Source organism: Modestobacter sp. KNN46-3 (assembly GCF_011039295.1).
This window is the reverse complement of record NZ_JAAKGN010000002.1, coordinates 78,591-99,705: the sequence shown is the minus strand read 5'-3', so window position 1 is coordinate 99,705 and position 21,115 is coordinate 78,591. Positions and strand designations below refer to the sequence as shown.

21 protein-coding genes and 1 pseudogene are annotated in these 21,115 nt (G+C 72.7%); 11 read left to right on the top strand and 11 right to left on the bottom strand.

Annotated elements, in window-relative coordinates:
• Positions 1–4 precede the first annotated feature (4 nt).
• Entirely contained in the window at positions 5–271 is a 267-nt protein-coding gene (locus G5C62_RS01505) for a hypothetical protein (RefSeq protein WP_036335593.1), read from the bottom strand.
• Positions 272–451: 180 nt separating this feature from the next.
• Between G5C62_RS01505 and G5C62_RS01500 the strand changes: the two genes are divergently transcribed.
• Entirely contained in the window at positions 452–1,723 is a 1,272-nt protein-coding gene (locus G5C62_RS01500; RefSeq protein WP_164699766.1) for a M18 family aminopeptidase, read from the top strand.
• Between the two features lie 18 nt (positions 1,724–1,741).
• Here the strand turns inward: G5C62_RS01500 and G5C62_RS01495 are convergent, their stop codons facing one another.
• Both G5C62_RS01495 and G5C62_RS01490 read right to left on the bottom strand, forming a co-directional pair.
• A complete protein-coding gene (locus G5C62_RS01495) occupies positions 1,742–2,131 on the bottom strand; it encodes a hypothetical protein (RefSeq protein ID WP_164699767.1) in 390 nt (129 codons plus the stop codon).
• A gap of 44 nt (positions 2,132–2,175) precedes the next feature.
• A complete protein-coding gene (locus G5C62_RS01490; RefSeq protein WP_164699768.1) occupies positions 2,176–3,801 on the bottom strand; it encodes an acyl-CoA dehydrogenase family protein in 1,626 nt (541 codons plus the stop codon).
• 160 nt (positions 3,802–3,961) lie between these two features.
• Between G5C62_RS01490 and G5C62_RS01485 the strand changes: the two genes are divergently transcribed.
• Positions 3,962–5,320 (top strand): glucose-6-phosphate dehydrogenase, encoded by a 1,359-nt coding sequence (locus G5C62_RS01485; RefSeq protein WP_164699769.1) that lies wholly within the window; start codon positions 3,962–3,964, stop codon positions 5,318–5,320.
• A gap of 8 nt (positions 5,321–5,328) precedes the next feature.
• Here G5C62_RS01485 and G5C62_RS01480 read toward each other — a convergent pair whose 3' ends face one another.
• Positions 5,329–5,565, bottom strand: a complete 237-nt coding sequence (locus G5C62_RS01480) for a hypothetical protein (RefSeq protein WP_036338336.1) — start codon at positions 5,563–5,565, stop codon at positions 5,329–5,331.
• A gap of 90 nt (positions 5,566–5,655) precedes the next feature.
• Between G5C62_RS01480 and G5C62_RS01475 the strand changes: the two genes are divergently transcribed.
• Entirely contained in the window at positions 5,656–7,341 is a 1,686-nt protein-coding gene (locus G5C62_RS01475; protein WP_164699770.1) for a ribonuclease J, read from the top strand.
• A gap of 24 nt (positions 7,342–7,365) precedes the next feature.
• On the opposite strand, the gene G5C62_RS01470 is transcribed toward G5C62_RS01475, so the two are convergent.
• The 4 genes from G5C62_RS01470 to G5C62_RS01455 all read right to left on the bottom strand — a co-directional run bounded on the left by G5C62_RS01470 (position 7,366) and on the right by G5C62_RS01455 (position 9,226).
• A complete protein-coding gene (locus tag G5C62_RS01470; protein ID WP_164699771.1) occupies positions 7,366–8,109 on the bottom strand; it encodes a GGDEF domain-containing protein in 744 nt (247 codons plus the stop codon).
• A complete protein-coding gene (locus G5C62_RS01465; RefSeq protein WP_164699772.1) occupies positions 8,106–8,489 on the bottom strand; it encodes a hypothetical protein in 384 nt (127 codons plus the stop codon). The genes G5C62_RS01470 and G5C62_RS01465 overlap by 4 nt, the downstream gene beginning before the upstream one ends.
• A 173-nt stretch (positions 8,490–8,662) precedes the next feature.
• A complete protein-coding gene (locus G5C62_RS01460; protein WP_164699773.1) occupies positions 8,663–8,869 on the bottom strand; it encodes a DUF2795 domain-containing protein in 207 nt (68 codons plus the stop codon).
• 18 nt (positions 8,870–8,887) lie between these two features.
• On the bottom strand, positions 8,888–9,226 hold the full coding sequence (locus tag G5C62_RS01455; RefSeq protein WP_164699774.1) for a hypothetical protein: 339 nt from the start codon (positions 9,224–9,226) through the stop codon (positions 8,888–8,890).
• 452 nt (positions 9,227–9,678) lie between these two features.
• Between G5C62_RS01455 and G5C62_RS01450 the strand changes: the two genes are divergently transcribed.
• The 8 genes from G5C62_RS01450 (at position 9,679) to G5C62_RS01415 (ending at position 18,985) form a co-directional block, all read left to right on the top strand.
• A complete protein-coding gene (locus G5C62_RS01450) occupies positions 9,679–11,169 on the top strand; it encodes a SulP family inorganic anion transporter (RefSeq protein ID WP_164699775.1) in 1,491 nt (496 codons plus the stop codon).
• Positions 11,170–11,348: 179 nt separating this feature from the next.
• The gene (locus tag G5C62_RS01445; protein WP_036339928.1) at positions 11,349–11,771 is read left to right on the top strand and encodes a MerR family transcriptional regulator; all 423 of its coding nucleotides are present in this window, start codon (positions 11,349–11,351) and stop codon (positions 11,769–11,771) included.
• Entirely contained in the window at positions 11,768–13,405 is a 1,638-nt protein-coding gene (locus G5C62_RS01440; protein ID WP_164699776.1) for a peptide chain release factor 3, read from the top strand. The genes G5C62_RS01445 and G5C62_RS01440 overlap by 4 nt, the downstream gene beginning before the upstream one ends.
• 195 nt (positions 13,406–13,600) lie before the next feature.
• A complete protein-coding gene (locus G5C62_RS01435) occupies positions 13,601–14,944 on the top strand; it encodes an MFS transporter (RefSeq protein WP_064972410.1) in 1,344 nt (447 codons plus the stop codon).
• 242 nt (positions 14,945–15,186) lie between these two features.
• A complete protein-coding gene (locus G5C62_RS01430; RefSeq protein WP_164699777.1) occupies positions 15,187–16,668 on the top strand; it encodes a SulP family inorganic anion transporter in 1,482 nt (493 codons plus the stop codon).
• A gap of 22 nt (positions 16,669–16,690) precedes the next feature.
• Positions 16,691–17,062, top strand: a complete 372-nt coding sequence (locus tag G5C62_RS01425; RefSeq protein ID WP_081975299.1) for a MerR family transcriptional regulator — start codon at positions 16,691–16,693, stop codon at positions 17,060–17,062.
• Positions 17,063–17,126: 64 nt separating this feature from the next.
• Positions 17,127–18,575, top strand: a complete 1,449-nt coding sequence (gene argG / locus G5C62_RS01420; RefSeq protein ID WP_164699779.1) for an argininosuccinate synthase — start codon at positions 17,127–17,129, stop codon at positions 18,573–18,575.
• Positions 18,576–18,598: 23 nt separating this feature from the next.
• Positions 18,599–18,985: a YchJ family protein gene (locus G5C62_RS01415; RefSeq protein WP_036335404.1), complete on the top strand. Its 387-nt coding sequence runs from the start codon at positions 18,599–18,601 to the stop codon at positions 18,983–18,985.
• Between the two features lie 84 nt (positions 18,986–19,069).
• Here the strand turns inward: G5C62_RS01415 and G5C62_RS28835 are convergent.
• From G5C62_RS28835 to G5C62_RS01400, 3 genes and pseudogenes are all read right to left on the bottom strand, one after another.
• Positions 19,070–19,198: pseudogene (locus G5C62_RS28835) on the bottom strand (SEC-C metal-binding domain-containing protein); the annotation flags it as partial.
• A 23-nt stretch (positions 19,199–19,221) separates the two neighbouring features.
• Positions 19,222–20,670, bottom strand: coding sequence for an argininosuccinate synthase (argG, locus tag G5C62_RS01405; protein WP_164699778.1), 1,449 nt, complete (start codon positions 20,668–20,670; stop codon positions 19,222–19,224).
• A gap of 64 nt (positions 20,671–20,734) precedes the next feature.
• Positions 20,735–21,106 carry a MerR family transcriptional regulator gene (locus G5C62_RS01400; RefSeq protein ID WP_081975299.1) on the bottom strand — a complete coding sequence of 124 codons (372 nt, stop codon included), beginning with the start codon at positions 21,104–21,106 and terminating at the stop codon, positions 20,735–20,737.
• Positions 21,107–21,115 lie beyond the last annotated feature (9 nt).

The following is a 21,115-nucleotide window of genomic DNA, read 5'->3' as shown; positions in this document are numbered from 1 at the left end:
GTGATCAGTCCGCCGTCATGACCGTCAGGTACTCGTCGTAGCTGGCGATGACGTCCTCCAGGTCGACGGTCTCCGGGAAGTCGGCGACGTCCTGGTGCCTGCGCAGGAACTGCACGGTGCGCAGGACCACGTCCTCCTCGTCGTCGGCGCCGAGCTGGTCCATCACCTCGGGGGTCACCTTGAACCAGGTGCGCACGTCCTCCAGCTCGCTCGGCTGGGTCACGAGGTAGCCGTGCTCACCCTGGGCATCGATCTCGATGTCGTCGGCCATGCACCCGCCCTACCCGCGTTGCTCACGCCAAACGCGGGTCGACCCGCCCCGCTGACCGTTGAGCCGCGCTGTGGCACGGCGCAACGGTCGGTCCAGCGGCTCAGGCTCGACAGCGGAGCTCAGGCTCGGCCGCGCGGCTCGGGGTCGGCCGGGTCAGGGCCGGTCCAGCAGGATGGGCCCATGCCGGACCTCTCCCTCGGTGACGACCTGCGGGCCTTCGTCGACACCTCCCCGTCCCCGTCGCACGCCGTCGCGGAGCTCGCCCGGCGGCTGCGCGCGGCGGGCTTCACCGAGCTCGGCGAGGCCGACCGGTGGGAGCTGGCGCCCGGCGGTCAGCACTTCGTCGTCCGGCACGGCAGCCTGATCGCGTTCCGGGTCGGCAGCACCTCCCCGGCCGAGGCGGGGCTGCGGCTGGTCGGCGCGCACACCGACTCCCCCACGTTCAAGGTGCGGCCGCGCGACGACGTCCGGCAGGCCGGGTACCGGCTGGTCGGCGTCGAGCCCTACGGCGGCGGGCTGTGGCACACCTGGCTGGACCGGGAGCTCACCGTGGCCGGCCGGGTGGCACTGCGCGGCGGCGGCACCGCACTGGTGCGGCTGCCCGGCGCGCCGCTGCGGCTGCCGTCGCTGGCGATCCACCTGGACCGCAGCGTGCGCGACGGCCTGAAGCTGGACCCGCAGCGGGAACTGGTGCCCGTCTGGTCCCAGGACCTGGGCACCGAGCCGGCCCTCCGGGAGGCGCTGGCCACCGAGGTGGGCGCGGCCGTGCAGGACGTCGTCGGGCACGACCTGGTGCTCGCCGACACCCAGCCCGCCGGTCGCACCGGCGCCGACGGCAGCTGGATCGCCGCGCCGCGGCTGGACAACCTGGCCAGCTGCCACGCCGGGGTGACGGCGCTGATCGCCGCGGCGGCCACCCGCCGCACCCAGCTGCTGGTCGCCAACGACCACGAGGAGGTGGGCAGCGGCTCGATGTCCGGGGCGCGCGGCAGCTTCCTGGAGGACGTCGTCCGCCGGCTGGTGGCGGTCCTGGACGCCGCTGACCCGCAGGCGCTCCCCCGGGCACTGGCGCAGTCCCGGCTGGTCTCGGCGGACATGGCGCACGCCGTCCACCCGACCCGTTCCGACCGGCACGAGCCCGGCCACCAGCCGCAGTTGGGCAGCGGGCCGGTGCTGAAGGTGAACGCCAACCAGGCCTACGCCACCGACGCGGTGACCAGCGGCTGGTTCGCCGAGCGCTGCGCGGAGGCGTCGGTGCCGGTGCAGTGGTTCGTCACCCGCGCCGACCTGCCCTGCGGGAGCACGATCGGCCCGCTGACGGCGACCCGGCTGGGCATCGCGACCGTCGACGTCGGCGCACCCATGCTGGCCATGCACTCGGCCCGCGAGCTGGCCTCGGCCCTCGACGTCCCGCTGATGGTCGGCGCGCTGACCGCCTGTTTCGCCGACTGACCGGTCCCCCGGGCGGGGTCAGGCGTCGAGGCGACTGCGGCCGGTGGCCCGGCCGACCCCGACGGCGACCAGCAGCGAGCCGAGGAACAGGCCCACGGCGACCAGCAGGGCGCCGACCATGAAGAGCCCGGTCTCGTCCTGCAGCGCGGCGTCGACCGTCCAGCAGAGGGTGAACGGCACGGTCACCACGAGCGCAGCGACGAGCGGCCGCTGCACCCACCCGGCCAGCACCGCCGCGGCCAGCAGCGTCAGCACGCAGCCGACGACCTGCCACTCCGCGTAGGGGCCGGAGGTGGTGCTGGTGGCCGGGTCGAACTGGTACTCCCGGTCCCAGGCGAGCCACGCGGCCCAGGCGAGCACGCTGAGCGCGGCCGCTCCGGCGGTCCAGGTGCGTCGACGTCCGGTCATGCGGCGGAGGATAGGGCGACAGGCGTCCGGCCGGTGGGACGCGCTCAGGCGCGAGCGGCGATCGCGGCGAGGTCCAGGCCGGCGTCCAGCGCCCCGTACCCGAGGCTGCGGTCGGCCCCGAGACGGGCCGCGACGAACCCGTCGGCGACGGCGGCCGGCGCCTCCCGGATCAGGACGGCCCCCTGCAGGGCGAGCGCCAGCGCCTCCACGACCCGGCGGGCGTGCTGCGGCGCGCTCCCCGGGTCGGCCTGCACCCGGCCGATCAGGGCCCGGGTGGCCTGCACGTGGGCGTCGAAGGCCCGGTGCTGGCCCAGCGCCGAGGCGACCTCTTCGTCGACGGCGGCCACCGACTCCGGCTCGCGGGCCAGCGCCCGGAGGACGTCGAGGGCGATCACGTTGCCCGAGCCCTCCCAGACCGCCATCACCGGCTGCTCCCGGTAGCGGCGGGCGAGCGGGAATGCCTCGGTGTAGCCGTTGCCGCCCAGGCACTCCAGCGCCTCGTAGGCGTGGTGCGGCCCGCGCTTGCACACCCAGTACTTCGCCACGGGGGTGGCGAGCCGGCGGAACGCGACCGACTCGGCGTCCTCGCTGTCGTACGCCGCGGCCACCCGCAGCGCCGTCCAGGTGGCGGCCTCGGCCTCCAGCTGCAGGTCGGCGACGACGGCGGTCATCGCCGGCTGGTCGATCAGGGTGGCGCCGAAGGCGCTGCGGTGCCGGGTGTGCCAGGCGGCCTCGGCGACGGCCTGCCGCATGCCGGCGGCGCTGCCCAGCACGCAGTCCAGCCGGGTCTGCCCGACCATCTCGATGATGGCGCGGACCCCGCGCCCCGCCTCCCCGACCAGCCAGCCGACCGTGTCCTCCAGCTCGATCTCCGAGGAGGCGTTCGACCGGTTGCCCAGCTTGTCCTTGAGCCGCTGGATGCGGAACACGTTGCGGTCACCGCCCGGCAGGACGCGGGGCACCAGGAAGCAGGAGAGGCCGGTGCTGGTCTGGGCGAGGACCAGGAACGCGTCGGACTGCGGGGCCGAGCAGAACCACTTGTGCCCGGTCAGCCGCCAGCTGCCGTCGCCGGCGTCGACGGCCCGGGTGGTGTTGGCCCGCACGTCCGAGCCGCCCTGCTTCTCGGTCATCGCCATGCCGAAGACCGCGGAGGACTTGGTGGCCGGGTCGCGCAGCTCGGGGTCGTAGTCCCGGGAGAACACCTTGGGCAGCCACACGTCGGCCAGCTCCGGCGCCGCGCGCAGCGAGGGGACGACGGCGTGGGTCATGCTCACCGGGCAGGCGTGCCCGGGCTCGACCTGGGCGAAGAGCATGAACACCGCCGCCCGGGCGACGTGCGCACCGGGCCGCGGCTCCGCCCAGCAGCTGGTGTGCGCGCCGTGCGCGATCGCCGCGGCGCTGATCCGGTGGTAGGTGGGGTGGAACTCGACCGCGTCGACCCGGTTGCCCCAGCGGTCGTGGCCGGCGAACACCGGCGGATGGGTGTTGGCGAGTTCGGCGTCCCGCTGGAAGTCGGCCTGCCCGACGAGCGACCCGACCTCGGCGAGGTGGTCGGCGGCCCATCCGGCGCCGTGGCGCTCGACCGCCTCGGTCAGGGCCGGGTCGGTCGAGTACTCGTCCAGGTCGACCCGCGGCGGCGCCTGGTTGAGGACCTCGTGCGTGCTGCTCACTGCGCCTCCTCACCGACGTGGTCCCGGTTCCCCAGGAGTGGACCACGGCGGTTCGCCGGATCGGCTGATCAGGCGTCCCGGGGTTCAGGGCTGCGAGCCCTGGGCAGGGCGAGAAGGGGCCTGCGACGGCGGGCCCGCCACGACGACGGAGAGGACGACGATGCAGGCGACCCTCGTGGTGCTGGGCGGGACGGGCGACCTCACCGGCCGCCTCCTCCTCCCGGGGCTGGCCCAGCTGGTCCAGGCAGGTGCGCTCGACGGCGACGTCAACGTGCTGGCGGTGGGCCGGGACGACTGGTCGGAGCAGGAGTACCGGGAGTGGGCGCGGGCCCGGCTCGCCGAGCACGCCGGCCACGTGCCCGAGGAGGCGCAGGACCGTCTGGTCGAGCTGCTCGGCTACGAGCGCGGCGACGTGACCGCCCCCGACGACCTGCGACAGGTGCTGGCCCGCGTGCCGGGCCGCCCGGTGGTCTACCTGGCCCTGCCGAACACCGTCTTCCTCCCCACCCTGGAGGCGCTGACCGAGGTCGAGCTGCCCGAGGGGACGACGATCGCCGTGGAGAAGCCCTTCGGCCGCGACGAGGCCGATGCCCGGGAGCTCAACGCCGTCCTGCACCGGCTGGTCCCGGAGGAGCGCGCGTTCCGCACCGACCACTTCCTGGCCAAGCAGACCGTGCTCAACGTCCTGGGGCTGCGCTTCGCCAACCGGCTGTTCGAGCCGGTCTGGAACGCCTCGCACGTCGACCGCGTCGAGATCGTCTTCGACGAGACGCTGGGCCTGGAGGGGCGCGCCGGCTACTACGACACGGCGGGCGCGCTGCGGGACATGCTGCAGAACCACCTGCTCCAGCAGCTGGCCCTCGTGGCGATGGAACCGCCGAACGCGGTCGACGGCGCCAGCCTGTCCGCCCGCAAGGCCGACGTCCTGCGGGCGGTCCGGCCCCCGGCCGACATGGCGCGGGACACCGTGCGCGGGCGGTACACCGCCGGGACCGTCCAGGGCCGGGAGCTGCCCGACTACACCAGCGAGGAGGGCGTCGACCCGGCGCGGGAGACCGAGACGCACGCCGAGTTCACGGTGACGATCGACAACTGGCGCTGGGCGGGCGTGCCGTTCCGGCTGCGCAGCGGCAAGGCACTGGGCGCGGGCCGGCGGGAGATCGCCATCTGGTTCAAGCCCGTGCCGCACCTGGCCTTCGGTGACCAGCAGCTCCAGCCGGACGTGCTGCGGCTGGGCCTCGACCCCGACCACGTCACGCTGGAGCTGAACCTCAACGGGGCCGGCGAGCCGTTCGATCTCGAGCGCCGCGCCCTGGACATCGACCTGCCCCCGAACGACCTGTCGGCCTACGGGCTGCTGCTGCGGGAGGTGCTGGCCGGGGACTCCACCCTGTCCATCAGCGACGTGGAGGCCGAGCAGTCCTGGCGCATCGTCGAGCCGGTCCTGGCTGCCTGGTCGGCGGGTGAGGTGCCGCTGCGGGAGTACCCGGCCGGGTCGGCCGGCCCTGACCACGGCTGAGCCGCCCCCTACGTCGGGGGCTCCAGCAGGAACAGCCGGTGGACCACCTCCGACCAGGCGGCCCGGACCTCTGCGGGCCGGTCGGCGACGAGGTCCCGGATGCAGGCGAGGACCTCGCGCCCCTCGCTGACGACGCCCTGGAACGCCAGGCCGAACACCAGGGACCGGATCTCGTCGAGCTGCAGGCCGGCATCGAGCAACGGCTGGACGACCCACTGGTGATCGTCCCGGGCGAGCGACTCCACACCAGACGTTCGCCGGCAGGTGCCGGGTCGGATGCAGACGCGCCGGGACCGGCGACAGCTCGCCGGTCCAGCGCACGTAGCGTGAAGGGCATGAGCCGCTCTCGCCGTGACCCCGGTACGCCTCCGGTACTGGCCCCCAACGGCCTGCGGGTCGTCGCCCTCGGTGGCCTGGGTGAGATCGGCCGCAACATGACCGTCTTCGAGCACGCCGGCAAGCTGCTGATCGTCGACTGCGGCGTGCTCTTCCCCGAGGAGCACCAGCCCGGGATCGACGTGATCCTCCCGGACTTCACCTCCATCCGGGACCGGCTGGACGACATCGTGGCCGTCGTCCTGACGCACGGGCACGAGGACCACATCGGCGGCGTCCCGTACCTGCTGCGGGAGCGGCGGGACATCCCCGTCATCGGGTCGAAGCTGACGCTGGCCTTCATCGAGGCCAAGCTCAAGGAACACAAGATCACCCCGGTGACCGAGCAGGTCGCGGAGGGCGACGAGCTGCGGCTCGGCCCCTTCGACCTGGAGTTCCTGGCGGTCAACCACTCCATCCCCGACGCGCTCGCCGTGGCCATCCGCACCGCCGCCGGCCTCGTGCTGCACACCGGCGACTTCAAGATGGACCAGTTCCCGCTGGACCAGCGGATCACCGACCTGCGCGGGTTCGCCCGGCTCGGCGAGGAGGGCGTGGACCTCTTCCTCACCGACTCCACCAACGCCGACGTCCCCGGCTTCACCACGTCGGAGGGTGAGCTCACCCCGGCGATCGACACGGTCTTCCGAACCGCCCCCAAGCGGGTCATCGTCTCCAGCTTCGCCAGCCACGTGCACCGCATCCAGCAGGTGCTCGACGCCGCGCACGAGCACGGCCGCAAGGTCGCCTTCGTCGGCCGGTCGATGGTCCGCAACATGGGGATCGCCCGCGACCTGGGCTACCTGCGGGTGCCCAAGGGCCTCGTCGTGGACATGAAGGTGCTGGAGAAGCTGCCCGCCGACCAGGTGTGCCTGATCTGCACCGGCTCCCAGGGCGAGCCCATGGCGGCGCTGTCCCGGATGGCCAACCGGGACCACGTCATCCGGATCGCCGAGGGCGACACGGTGCTGCTGGCCAGCTCGCTGATCCCGGGCAACGAGAACGCGATCTACCGGATCATCAACGAGTTCACCCGGATCGGTGCCAACGTCGTCCACAAGGGCAACGCCAAGGTGCACGTCTCCGGGCACGCCAGCGCCGGCGAGCTCGTGTACTGCTACAACATCGTCAAGCCGCGCAACGTCATGCCGGTGCACGGGGAGTGGCGGCACCTGCGGTCCAACGCCGACCTGGCGATCCGCACCGGCGTCGACCCGAACCGGGTCGTCATCGCCGAGGACGGCACGGTGGTCGACCTGGTCGACGGCCGGGCCACCATCACCGGCAAGGTGCCCGCCGGCAACGTCTACGTCGACGGCTCGACTGTCGGCGGGGCGACCGAGGCCTCGCTGAAGGACCGGCGCACCCTCGCGGAGGAGGGCGTGATCACCGTCGTGGCGATCGTCGACGCGAACACCGGGAAGCTCGTCGAGGCCCCCGACTTCCTCGCCCGCGGCTTCGTCCACGAGGCCGCGTCGTTCGACGCGGCCGTGCCGCTGATCGAGCGGGAACTGGACCGCGCGGCCGCCGACGGCGTCAAGGACGCCGCCCAGCTGGAGTCGCTGATCGCCAAGGCCGTCGGCAACTGGGCGAACCGGGCCCACCGCCGCACCCCGATGATCATCCCGGTGGTCATCGACGCCTGAGCCCGGCCGCTGGGCGGTCCGGCCTCATCGGGCGGGGGCCGACGCCTCCGATCGCGGCCCGCGGTGGCTCTCGATGCGGTTCCGCCCCCGGGCCTTGGCCCGGTAGAGGGCGCGGTCGGCCTGGGCGATGAGGGCCTCGACGTCCTCGTGCTGGGCAGTGGCGACGCCGAGGGAGACGGTGAGCCGGTCGGCGGTGGACGCGGACACCAGCCGCCGGATCCGGTCGGCGATCAGCAGGCTGCTGGCGTGGTCGGCGCTCAGGACGACGGCGAACTCCTCACCGCCGATCCGGTGCACGCCGTCCACGCTCCGGCAGGCCCGCTCCAGCGCGCGGGCGACGCAGACGAGGGCGCGGTCTCCGGCGGGGTGCCCGTGCTGGTCGTTGTACGCCTTGAAGTGGTCGATGTCGGCCAGCACGAGGGTGACCCCGGCCGGGTCCCCGAGACGGCGACGGCCGGCGATCCCCTGGAGGCGGGCGCGCAGGTCGTCGTCAAAGGCACCCCGGTTGCCCAGTCCGGTCAGGGCGTCGGTGCGACAGCGCCGCTCGAGCTCCTCGATGACCCGCCGGGAGCGCCGGGCGTGCCGGTGCAGCAGCACCAGGGCCGCCGTCCCGGGCAGCACGGTGACCAACCGGCCCGTGGCGGTCCCCGTCGACCACCGCGCAGGACCCCAGCCCTCCGGGCGGGGCGAGGCGACCAGCGGGAGCGCCGTCAGCGCCGTGATCTGCCAGGCGGTGCGCACCGCCCCCCGGGACGAGTGGTCGCTCACCTTGCCTGGTCGGCCGGCGGCAGCGTGCTCAGCGGCCGGCCCAGCGCCACGGCGCGGCCGATGGCCGTTCCGCGCGCGAGGGCGCTGCCGTCGGGCTGCGGCCTCATCGGCGGCGGCGTGCGGGCGATGAGCGACACCCCCGCCGCATCGGCGATGGCCCGCGCGGCGGGCTGCGGGGTCCGGCTGACGTCGACGACCAGGGACAGGTCGCCGACGTGCTGGGCGTCCGGGGTGGTCTCGTCGTCGACCCCCAGTCGCGCAGGCCAGCGGCTGCTGAGCGGCGTCAGCGTCTGACAGGCGGTGGGAGCCAGCAGCTCGCGCAGCCGGCTCGCCGCCAGCCGGCTCGCCCGGCCGAAGGGGCGGTAGATGCCGACGACCACGTCCTCGGGCGGCCCGGGCAGGTCACGCAGATGGGCGGCGGCCCGGTCGGCGAGCTCGACGAGGCCGTCGAGCTCGAGGCTCGGCGCCGGGGCCGACGTGGTCGTGTCGATGTCGGGGTGGAGAGAAATGGTCGTGCTCCGGTCTGGTCGGACGGGTTCGGTCGGGTGCGGGGTCAGCCGCCGACGGGCAGGTCGGGCAGGTGCCGCCAGATCTCCCGGGGACTGGTGAACTGCCGATCCGGGAGGGCGTCGAGCAGGAACAGGACCTCCTGGTCGGCACCGGTCGCCAGTGCGGCCTCCCGCATCTCGTCGCTGGTGACCGGGCCGTGGCCGAATGCGGCCTCGATGTGGTCGAGGACCTGGGTCCGGGTCGTCGTCATGGGTCTCCTCGGTGTCGGTCAGGTGCGCGACTGGGGGCGCACGGCACGGGGGCGGTACTCGGCCGGCAGCGGTGCGTTGGCGCGCTCCGACCGGAGCAGCGCCTCGGCGTCGCAGTTGGTGCAGCAGTGGGTCTCGGTCCACCCGACGACCGACAGCTGGGTGCCGCGGGAGAACTGGGTGAGCACCTGGGGTCGCAGCACCAGGTCGGTGCCGGCGCAGGTCGCGCACCGCAACTGGCGATCGCGCAGGAACCGGCCCCCACAGCTGCCACAGGTGATGCCGATGCCCTCCACACCGCGGTCGCCGACGAGGTCGTCGGTCTCGCCGCACTGCGGACACTCGATGTGCAGGGGCATGACGTCCTCCTCGGTCGGGAGCCACCCGCGAGCGGTCTCGACGCGAACCTACCCTTACGTAAAGGTCGAGTGCGCGTCAGTCGGACCCGCTCGACGCCCGGGCTCGCGAACCCCCGGGGGACCGCTCACGCACCGTGATGGCTTTCACAACTCGCCGTCGCATGCGGGTTGACCAGTGCCGATGCACGCCCGGCCGGCCGGCTGCGACAGACCGCGGAGCACCCCCACCGCACACTTCCCTCACGTGAGGGTTATGTTCTTGGCGACGAAGACGGGCACGGCGGCCCGTCGATCCGGACCACCGACGTTCCGGGCCCCGCCGCCGGCGGCTCCGCGCCCCGACGTCGGACCGATGAAGCGCGACGTCCTGGACGACGCGCCACCCCAGCTCTCCTGGCACCCCGCGGTGCCCCTCCGCCGCGCCTGCGGGCGCACGACCTGAAGACGGTGGTATGTCCTCTGCCCTGCCGGCGCTGCCCAAGCCGCGCCTGACCCGACCCACCTGGCTCTCCCCGAACGTCGCCCGCACCGAGGTCCTCGCCGGGATCGTCGTGGCCCTCGCGTTGATCCCCGAGGCGATCAGCTTCTCCATCCTGGCCGGGGTCGACCCCCGCGTCGGCCTGTTCTCCTCCTTCGTCATGGCCGTGGTGATCGCCTTCACCGGCGGCCGGCCCGCCATGATCACCGCTGCCACCGGGGCGATCGCGCTCGTGGTGGCACCGCTGGCGCTGCAGTACGGCGTCGAGTACCTGCTCGCCGCCGTCGTCCTGGGCGGCGTGTTCCAGGTGCTGCTGGGCCTGTCCGGCTTTGCCCGGCTGATGAGGTTCATCCCGCGCAGCGTCATGGTCGGCTTCGTCAACGCGCTGGCCATCCTGATCTTCACCGCGCAGCTGCCGTACCTCACCGACGTATCCTGGCTCGTCTACCCGATGGTCGCCGCCGGCCTGGCGATCATCTTCCTGCTCCCCCGACTGACCACCGCGATCCCGGCACCGCTGGTGTCGATCGTCGTGCTCACCGGGCTCACCGTCGCGGCCGCCCTCACCGTGCCGAACGTGGGCGACCAGGGCGAGCTGCCCGACAGCCTGCCCTTCTTCGGCATCCCGGCCATCCCGTTCACCTGGGAGACGCTGACGATCATCGCGCCCTACGCCCTGGGCGTCGCCTTCGTCGGGCTGATGGAGTCGCTGATGACGGCGAAGCTCGTCGACGACCTCACCGACACCCCCTCGAACAAGACCCGCGAGTCCTGGGGCCAGGGTGTCGCGAACATCGCCTCCGGGTTCTTCGGCGGCATGGGCGGCTGCGCGATGATCGGCCAGACGATGATCAACGTGAAGTCCGGCGCCCGCACCCGGCTGTCGACCTTCCTGTCCGGGGTCTTCCTGCTGATCATGGTCGTCGTCCTGGGCGACATCGTCGCGCTCATCCCGATGGCCGCACTGGTCGCCGTGATGATCTTCGTGGCGATCGCCACCTTCGACTGGCACAGCCTCCGCACCATCCACACCATGCCCCGCAGCGAGACGATCGTGATGGTCTCCACCGTGGCGGTCACCCTGATCACCCACAACCTGGCCATCGGCGTCGCCGTCGGCGTGCTGGTCGCCTGCGTGCTCTTCGCCCGCCGGGTGGCCCACCTCGTCGAGGTCACCAGCGTCTCCGACCCGGACGGCGACACCCGGGTGTACTCGGTCCACGGTGCGCTCTTCTTCGCCTCCAGCAACGACCTGTACACCCAGTTCGACTACGCCGGCGATCCCGAGAACGTCGTGATCGACCTGTCCGGCGCCCACGTCTGGGACGCCTCCACGGTCGCCGCCCTGGACGCGATCACCCACAAGTACGCGACCCGCGGGAAGCAGGTGGAGGTCATCGGGCTCAACGGGCACTCCGCCTCCCGCTACGAGCGGCACAGCGGACAGCTCGCCGGCGCGCACTGACCCCCGGCCGGCCCTGCGTACCACCGCGGGGCCGGCCGATCGACCTCCGAGGCGGTCGGCTGCTGGCCGCCCGGCCGTCTCGGAGCCCCCCTCGCTCGGCGTCATCAACTCTTCTTTTACGTTAGAGTTGACTGCAGATCGGGCCGTCGTAACGGCGCGATCTGGATCGGAGGCACCCCATGGGTGATCGGCACATGCAGATCGGCGAGGTCGCCGAGCGCACCGGGCTCAGCGTCCGCACCATCCGCTTCTACGAGGAGAGCGGCCTGGTCACCCCGACCGCACGCAGCAGCGGCGGCTTCCGGCTCTACACCGACGGCGACGTCGAGCGCCTGATGGTGATCCGCCGGATGAAGCCGCTGGACTTCAGCATCGAGGAGATCCGCGACGTGCTGCAGATCCTCGACGTCCTCCGCGGCCGAGAGCGGGGGACCACCACGCCGCCGGACCCCGAGCTCGTCGAACGGCTCGCCATGTACCGGGAGCTCGCCGACCAGCGCGTCGCCACGCTGCACACGCAGTGGTCGTCCGCCGCCGCGTTCGCCACCAGCCTGCGCCTCGAGGTCGAGCAGGTGCACGCACCGCAGGGCAGACCGCGATGACCGCCACCGCCACCCACGGGACGGCGGCGGACCCGGAACCGGCCGACGCCGCCACCGGTGAGGTGCTGGCGCAGGCCGCCCGGCGGCGGACGTTCGCGGTGATCAGCCACCCCGACGCCGGGAAGTCGACGTTGACCGAGGCCCTGGCGTTGCACGCGCGGGTGATCGGGCAGGCCGGTGCGGTGCACGGCAAGGCCGGTCGGCGGGGCACGGTGTCGGACTGGATGGACATGGAGAAGGCCCGCGGCATCTCCATCACCTCCGCGGCGCTGCAGTTCGAGTACCGGGACACCGTGGTGAACCTGCTGGACACCCCCGGGCACGCGGACTTCTCCGAGGACACCTACCGGGTGCTGACCGCCGTCGACGCGGCGGTGATGCTCATCGATGCGGCCAAGGGCCTGGAGGCCCAGACGATGAAGCTGTTCGCCGTCTGCCGGCACCGCGGCATCCCGGTGATCACGGTGGTGAACAAGTGGGACCGGCCGGGCAAGGACGCCCTGGAGCTGATGGACGAGGTCGCCGAGCGCACCGGGCTGGCGCCGACCCCGCTGACCTGGCCGGTGGGCATCTCCGGGGACTTCCGGGGGGTGCTGGACCGCCGCGACGGCACCTACCGCCGGTTCACCCGCACCGCCGGCGGGGCGACCATCGCCCCCGAGGAGACGCTCACCCCCGCCGCCGCCGAGGCCCGGGAGGGCATCGACTGGACCCGGGCGGTCGAGGAGGCGGAGCTGCTGGTCGCCAGCGGCGCAGACCACGACCAGGAGACCTTCCTGGCCGGCTACAGCACCCCGGTGCTGTTCGCCTCGGCCGTGTCGAACTTCGGCGTCGCCGCCCTGTTGGACACCCTCGTCGACCTGGCCCCCGCCCCGGCGGACCGGACCGACGCCGAGGGCCGGCCGCGGGCCCTGACCGATCCCTTCAGCGCCTTCGTGTTCAAGGTTCAGTCGGGCATGGACGCCGCCCACCGCGACCGGCTGGCCTACATCCGGATCTGCTCCGGGGTGTTCGAGCGCGGCATGGTCGTCACCAACAGCACCACGGGACGCCCGTTCGCCACGAAGTACGCCCAGCACGTGTTCGGCCGCGAGCGGGAGAGCATCGACCTCGCCCACCCCGGCGACGTCGTCGGCCTGGTCAACGCCGCTGCCCTGGGGGTCGGCGACACCCTGTTCACCGGCCCTCCGGTCACCTACCCACCGTTGTCGACCTTCGCGCCCGAGCACTTCGCCGTGGCCCGGGCGATGGACACCGGCCGGCACAAGCAGTTCCGGCGGGGGATCGACCAGCTGGAGTCCGAAGGGGTCGTGCAGGTGCTGCGCTCGGACCGCCGCGGCGACCAGGCACCCGTGCTCGCCGTCGTCGGCCCCATGCAGTTCGAGGTCGCCGCCCACCGGATGGAGCACGAGTTCCACTCCCCGGTCGCGCTGGAACCGCTGCCGTACACGGTCGCGGTGCGCACCGACGCCGACTCCGCCCCCGCGGTCGCCGCGGCGCGTGGCGTGGAGATCCTGGCGCGCGGGAACGGGGAACTGCTGGCACTGTTCCGGGACAAGTGGGACCTGCGCTCGCTCCAGCAGCGCAGCCCCGAGCTCACCATCGAGCCCATGGTGGCCGCACAGCTCGACTGAGTAGCCGCGCGACCGCGACACCCGTCCACGAGCAGTCGACGACGCCTGCCCTGTCTGCGCCGCAGACCCACCAGCCGCAGACCCACCAGGAGAGGCACTCCCACGTCCCGCTCGGCTCCCGCCCGCTCGCATGCCACGACCCGCAGCCCCCGCCGGGACGGCCCCCGTGGACCCGAGGGCTTCTACGGCTGGCACATGGTGGGCGTCTCGGCGGTCGCGCTGGCAGCCACCGCGCCCGGGCAGACCGCGGCGATCTCCGCGTTCATCGACCCGATGACCGAGAACCTGGGCATCAGCCGGTCGGCCATCTCCACCGCCTACCTGATCGGCACGCTGATCGGCGCTGCGGCCATGCCCCTGGTCGGGCGGGCACTGGACCGGTTCGGCACCCGGGCGACCATGGCCGTCATCGGCGCCGTCTTCGGCACGGTGCTGCTCGGCCTGGCCGCGGTCTCCGGCCTGGTCGGCCTGACCGCGGGCTTCGTCGGCGTCCGGATGGCCGGTCAGGGTGCCCTCGGGCTCACCGCGACGACCGCGGTCGCCGTCTGGTTCACCCGGCGCCGGGGGCTGGCGCTCGGACTCGTCTCCGCGACCGGTGCGGCGTGCATCTCCCTGGCGCCGATCGGGCTCGAGGCGCTCATCTCCGCCACCAGCTGGCGGACCGCGTGGGCGGTCGAGGGTGTGGCCGTGTGGCTGATCGTCGTCCCGCTGGCGCTGTTCGGCGTGCGCAACGACCCGGCGTCCCTCGGTCAGCGCCCGGACGGCGAGCAGGTCACCGATGCCGCCGCACCGGCGGCACCGGTGGGCCGCACGCTCGGCGAGGCGGTCCGGACGCCGTTCTTCTGGGTGGTCGTCTCGGGGGTCGCCGTCTCGGGGATGCTGTCCACCGCCGTCGCCTTCCACCAGATCGACCTGCTCGGCGAGCGGGGGCTGAGCGCTGGTGCCGCCGCGGCGAACTTCCTCCCGCAGACCGTGGCGTCCCTGCTGGCCACCTTGGCGATCGGTGCCCTCGTCGACCGGGTCAACAGCCGCTGGCTCACCAGCGCCTGCATGCTCGCCCTCACCGCCGGCCTGCTGTGGGGGACGTCGGTCGACCCGGGCTGGTCGGCGATCGGGTTCGGCGTGCTCATCGGCGCCTCCGGTGGCGCGATCCGCACCCTGGAGGCGGGCGCCTTCCCGCGCTACTTCGGGACCACCCACCTGGGCACCATCCGCGGGGTCGTGGCCGCGGTGAGCGTCGGCTCGACCGCCTTCGGGCCGGTGGCCTTCGCGGTGGTGCACGACGCCACCGACGGGTACGGCGCGGCCCTCCTCGGCGGAGCGGCCCTCCCGCTGCTGGTCGCACTGGCGGCCCTGGTGCTCCCCACGCCGACGCTGCCGGCACCCCCCGCCCCTACGCCGGAGGACGGCCCGATGCCGCCGGTGGACGCCGCACCCACGGTCGACCCCCTACCGCCGGTGGACGACTCGCCCGTCGTCACGGAGGAGTTCGGGTCCGCGCCTGCCACCGCCGGTCGACCCCAGGCCGAGCCGGGCTGAGCGCCGTCCCGGGCCGACGCCCGATGGTCGCTGTGACCAACCACCCGTCGTGGTGATGCAACAACTACCTCACGTCAGGGTTAGATTGTCCCGGGCGTTCGCGCGGAGGAGCCCGCGCTCGGGTCGCTGTCGACCTGCGACCGATGCCCTCCCGACCCTCGGTGCACCGCCGCACCAACCCCTCGTAGGCACGCGCTCGCGCGGACCCCCGCGCCGACGGCGCACGACCCGAAGACGGTGGCATGTCCCTCCCGACCGCACTCTCCGCACTCGGCCGCCCCGCGTGGCTGGCGCCGAAGGTGGCCCGCACCGAGATCCTCGCCGGGATCGTCGTGGCCCTCGCGTTGATCCCCGAGGCGATCAGCTTCTCCATCCTGGCCGGGGTCGACCCGCGGGTGGGGCTCTACTCGTCGTTCGTGATGGCCGTGGTCATCTCCTTCACCGGCGGCCGCCCGGCGATGATCACCGCCGCGACCGGGGCGATCGCGCTGGTGGTCGCGCCGCTGGCACTCGAGTACGGCGTGGAGTACCTGTTCGCCGCGGTCGTGCTCGGCGGTGTCTTCCAGGTGACGCTCGGGCTCGTCGGCTTCGCCCGGCTGATGCGGTTCATCCCGCGCAGCGTGATGGTCGGCTTCGTCAACGCGCTGGCCATCCTGATCTTCACCGCACAGCTGCCGTACCTGGTCGACGTCTCCTGGCTGGTCTACCCGATGGTCGCCGCCGGCCTGGCGATCATCTTCCTGCTCCCCCGACTGACCACCGCGATCCCGGCGCCGCTGGTGTCGATCGTCGTGCTCACCGGGCTCACCGTCGCGGCCGCCCTCACCGTGCCGAACGTGGGCGACCAGGGCGAGCTGCCCGACAGCCTGCCCTTCTTCGGCATCCCGGCCATCCCGTTCACCTGGGAGACGCTGACGATCATCGCCCCCTACGCACTGGGTGTTGCCTTCGTCGGGCTGATGGAGTCGCTGATGACGGCAAAGCTCGTCGACGACCTCACCGATACGCACTCCAACAAGACCCGCGAGTCCTGGGGCCAGGGTGTCGCCAACGTCGCCTCCGGCTTCTTCGGCGGCATGGGTGGCTGCGCGATGATCGGCCAGACGATGATCAACGTGAAGTCCGGCGCCCGTACCCGGCTGTCGACCTTCCTGTCCGGCGTCTTCCTGCTGATCCTGGTCGTCGTCCTGGGCGACATCGTGGCGATCATCCCGATGGCCGCGCTCGTGGCCGTGATGATCTTCGTGTCGATCGCCACCTTCGACTGGCACAGCCTGCGCACCATCCACCGGATGCCGCGCAGCGAGACCGTCGTGATGCTCTCCACCGTCGCGGTCACCCTCGCCACCCACAACCTCGCCATCGGCGTCGGCGTCGGCGTGCTGGTCGCCTGCGTGCTCTTCGCCCGCCGGGTGGCCCACCTCGTCGAGGTCACCAGCACCACCAGCCCGGACGGGACGACGCGCTTCTACGCCGTCCACGGCGCGCTGTTCTTCGCCTCCAGCAACGACCTCTACCAGCAGTTCGACTACGCCGACGACCCCGCCGACGTCGTCATCGACCTGTCCGGCGCCCAGGTCTGGGATGCCTCCACCGTCGCCACCCTGGACGCGATCACCCACAAGTACGAGACGCGCGGCAAGACCGTGCAGATCGTGGGCCTGAGCGAGCACTCGGCCGACCGCTACGAGCGGCACACCGGCCAGCTCGCCGGGGGGCACTGAGGTGGCCGGGCACGGCGAGCTCATGCAGATCGGCCAAGTGGCCGAGCGGATCGGGCTGAGCCTGCGGACCATCCGCTTCTACGAGGAGAACGGGCTCGTCGTCCCCACCAGCCGCACCGAGGGGGGCTTCCGGCTCTACAGCGAGGCCGACGTCGCCCGCTTCGAGGTGATCAAGCGGATGAAGCCGCTGGGCTTCTCGCTGGAGGAGATGCAGGAGCTGCTCACCCTGCTGCACGACCTCGAGCACGGCACGGGCGACCGCGAGCAGCTGCTGACCCGGCTGCGCGAGTTCCATGAGGCCGCCACGGCCCGGGTCGCCACGCTGCGCGACCAGCTGGCCGTCGCGGAGGGGTTCGCCGGCACGCTGGCCGTCCACCTGGAGACCCACCGCTAGGACGGGACGCGGGTCACCCGACCCGGCTTTGCATGGTCATACAGAGCAATGCATACTTGTGTCCATGTCCAAGGTGCTCACGTCCCTGCCCGTCGGCGAACGCGTCGGCATCGCCTTCTCCGGCGGTCTCGACACGTCGGTCGCGGTGGCCTGGATGCGCGAGAAGGGCGCCGTGCCCTGCACCTACACCGCGGACATCGGCCAGGCCGACGAGCCCGACATCGGATCGGTGCCCGGCCGCGCCAGCGCCTACGGCGCCGAGCTCGCCCGGCTGGTCGACTGCCGGGCCGCCCTGGTCGAGGAGGGGCTCGCGGCGCTGACCTGCGGGGCCTTCCACATCCGCTCCGGCGGCCGCAGCTACTTCAACACCACCCCGCTCGGCCGCGCGGTCACCGGCACCCTGCTGGTGCGGGCGATGCTGGCCGACGGCGTCCAGATCTGGGGCGACGGGTCGACCTACAAGGGCAACGACATCGAGCGGTTCTACCGCTACGGCCTGCTGGCCAACCCCGGGCTGCGGATCTACAAGCCGTGGCTGGACGCCGACTTCGTCACCGAGCTCGGCGGCCGCAAGGAGATGTCGGAGTGGCTGGTCGCCCACGGCCTGCCCTACCGGGACAGTGCGGAGAAGGCCTACTCCACCGACGCCAACATCTGGGGCGCGACGCACGAGGCCAAGACCCTCGAGCACCTCGACACCGGCATCGAGACGGTCGAGCCGATCATGGGCGTGAAGTTCTGGGACCCGACGGTGGAGATCGCCGCCGAGGACGTCACGGTCGGCTTCGAGTACGGCCGGCCGGTGACGCTCAACGGCAAGGCGTTCGCCACCCCGGTCGACCTGGTGCTGGAGGCCAACGCGATCGGCGGGCGGCACGGCCTGGGCATGTCCGACCAGATCGAGAACCGGATCATCGAGGCGAAGAGCCGGGGCATCTACGAGGCACCGGGGATGGCCCTGCTGCACGCGGCCTACGAGCGGCTGGTCAACGCCATCCACAACGAGGACACCCTGGCCACGTACCACAGCGAGGGCCGTCGGCTGGGCCGGCTGATGTACGAGGGCCGCTGGCTGGACCCGCAGGCGATGATGCTGCGCGAGTCGCTGCAGCGCTGGGTCGGCATGGCGGTCAGCGGTGAGGTCACCCTGCGGCTGCGGCGCGGCGAGGACTACTCGGTGCTGGACACCTCGGGCCCGGCCTTCAGCTACCACCCGGACAAGCTGTCCATGGAGCGCACCCAGGACTCCGCCTTCGGGCCGGTCGACCGGATCGGCCAGCTGACCATGCGCAACCTGGACATCGCCGACTCGCGGGCCAAGCTGGAGCAGTACGCCCGGATGGGCATGGTCGGTGGCGCCACCCCGACGTCCATCGGTGCAGCCCAGGCCGCCTCGACCGGCCTGATCGACGCCACCCAGCAGGGCGGCGCCGAGGCGATCGCCTCGCGCGGCCAGGTCTCCGAGCACGACGAGCTGCTGGACCGCGCGGCGATGGAGGCCGGCACCGACTGACCCGACCCTGGGAGACTCGGGAGGTGCCCTCCCCCCGCTGCCCGTGCGGCACCGGCCTGCCCTACGCCGAGTGCTGCGGCCGGCTGCACGCGGGGACGGCGACCGCGGGGACGGCCGAGCAGCTGATGCGCTCGCGGTACAGCGCCTTCGCGGTCGGGGACGCCGGGTACCTGCTGAGCACCTGGCACTCCAGCACCCGGCCCCGCACCCTCGACCTCGACCCGGCGGTCCGCTGGACGGGGCTGGAGGTGCTGGCCACCACCGGGGGGACCCTGCTGGCACCGGGGGGCACGGTGGAGTTCCGGGCCCACCACCGCGCCGGCGGGGTGCGCGGAGCCCAGCACGAGCAGAGCCGGTTCGCCCGCGAGGACGGCCAGTGGCGCTACGTGGACGGGGTCTCGCTGGACTGAGCGCCGGATGCTCCACGTGGAACATCCGCCCCGACCGACGTCCCGGGGCCCGGCACTGCTTGGGTGGGTCCCGGCGACCCCGACCGCGAAGGCGCTGTACCGCGAGCGCATCAGCTGCTCGGCCGTCCCCGCGGTCGCCGTCCCCGCGTGCAGCCGGCCGCAGCACTCGGCGTAGGGCAGGCCGGTGCCGCACGGGCAGCGGGGGGAGGGCACCTCCCGAGTCTCCCAGGGTCGGGTCAGTCGGTGCCGGCCTCCATCGCCGCGCGGTCCAGCAGCTCGTCGTGCTCGGAGACCTGGCCGCGCGAGGCGATCGCCTCGGCGCCGCCCTGCTGGGTGGCGTCGATCAGGCCGGTCGAGGCGGCCTGGGCTGCACCGATGGACGTCGGGGTGGCGCCACCGACCATGCCCATCCGGGCGTACTGCTCCAGCTTGGCCCGCGAGTCGGCGATGTCCAGGTTGCGCATGGTCAGCTGGCCGATCCGGTCGACCGGCCCGAAGGCGGAGTCCTGGGTGCGCTCCATGGACAGCTTGTCCGGGTGGTAGCTGAAGGCCGGGCCCGAGGTGTCCAGCACCGAGTAGTCCTCGCCGCGCCGCAGCCGCAGGGTGACCTCACCGCTGACCGCCATGCCGACCCAGCGCTGCAGCGACTCGCGCAGCATCATCGCCTGCGGGTCCAGCCAGCGGCCCTCGTACATCAGCCGGCCCAGCCGACGGCCCTCGCTGTGGTACGTGGCCAGGGTGTCCTCGTTGTGGATGGCGTTGACCAGCCGCTCGTAGGCCGCGTGCAGCAGGGCCATCCCCGGTGCCTCGTAGATGCCCCGGCTCTTCGCCTCGATGATCCGGTTCTCGATCTGGTCGGACATGCCCAGGCCGTGCCGCCCGCCGATCGCGTTGGCCTCCAGCACCAGGTCGACCGGGGTGGCGAACTCCTTGCCGTTGAGCGTCACCGGCCGGCCGTACTCGAAGCCGACCGTGACGTCCTCGGCGGCGATCTCCACCGTCGGGTCCCAGAACTTCACGCCCATGATCGGCTCGACCGTCTCGATGCCGGTGTCGAGGTGCTCGAGGGTCTTGGCCTCGTGCGTCGCGCCCCAGATGTTGGCGTCGGTGGAGTAGGCCTTCTCCGCACTGTCCCGGTAGGGCAGGCCGTGGGCGACCAGCCACTCCGACATCTCCTTGCGGCCGCCGAGCTCGGTGACGAAGTCGGCGTCCAGCCACGGCTTGTAGATCCGCAGCCCGGGGTTGGCCAGCAGGCCGTAGCGGTAGAACCGCTCGATGTCGTTGCCCTTGTAGGTCGACCCGTCGCCCCAGATCTGGACGCCGTCGGCCAGCATCGCCCGCACCAGCAGGGTGCCGGTGACCGCGCGGCCGAGCGGGGTGGTGTTGAAGTAGCTGCGGCCGCCGGAGCGGATGTGGAAGGCCCCGCAGGTCAGCGCCGCGAGCCCCTCCTCGACCAGGGCGGCCCGGCAGTCGACCAGCCGGGCGAGCTCGGCGCCGTAGGCGCTGGCGCGGCCGGGCACCGATCCGATGTCGGGCTCGTCGGCCTGGCCGATGTCCGCGGTGTAGGTGCAGGGCACGGCGCCCTTCTCGCGCATCCAGGCCACCGCGACCGACGTGTCGAGACCGCCGGAGAAGGCGATGCCGACGCGTTCGCCGACGGGCAGGGACGTGAGCACCTTGGACATGGACACAAGTATGCATTGCTCTGTATGACCATGCAAAGCCGGGTCGGGTGACCCGCGTCCCGTCCTAGCGGTGGGTCTCCAGGTGGACGGCCAGCGTGCCGGCGAACCCCTCCGCGACGGCCAGCTGGTCGCGCAGCGTGGCGACCCGGGCCGTGGCGGCCTCATGGAACTCGCGCAGCCGGGTCAGCAGCTGCTCGCGGTCGCCCGTGCCGTGCTCGAGGTCGTGCAGCAGGGTGAGCAGCTCCTGCATCTCCTCCAGCGAGAAGCCCAGCGGCTTCATCCGCTTGATCACCTCGAAGCGGGCGACGTCGGCCTCGCTGTAGAGCCGGAAGCCCCCCTCGGTGCGGCTGGTGGGGACGACGAGCCCGTTCTCCTCGTAGAAGCGGATGGTCCGCAGGCTCAGCCCGATCCGCTCGGCCACTTGGCCGATCTGCATGAGCTCGCC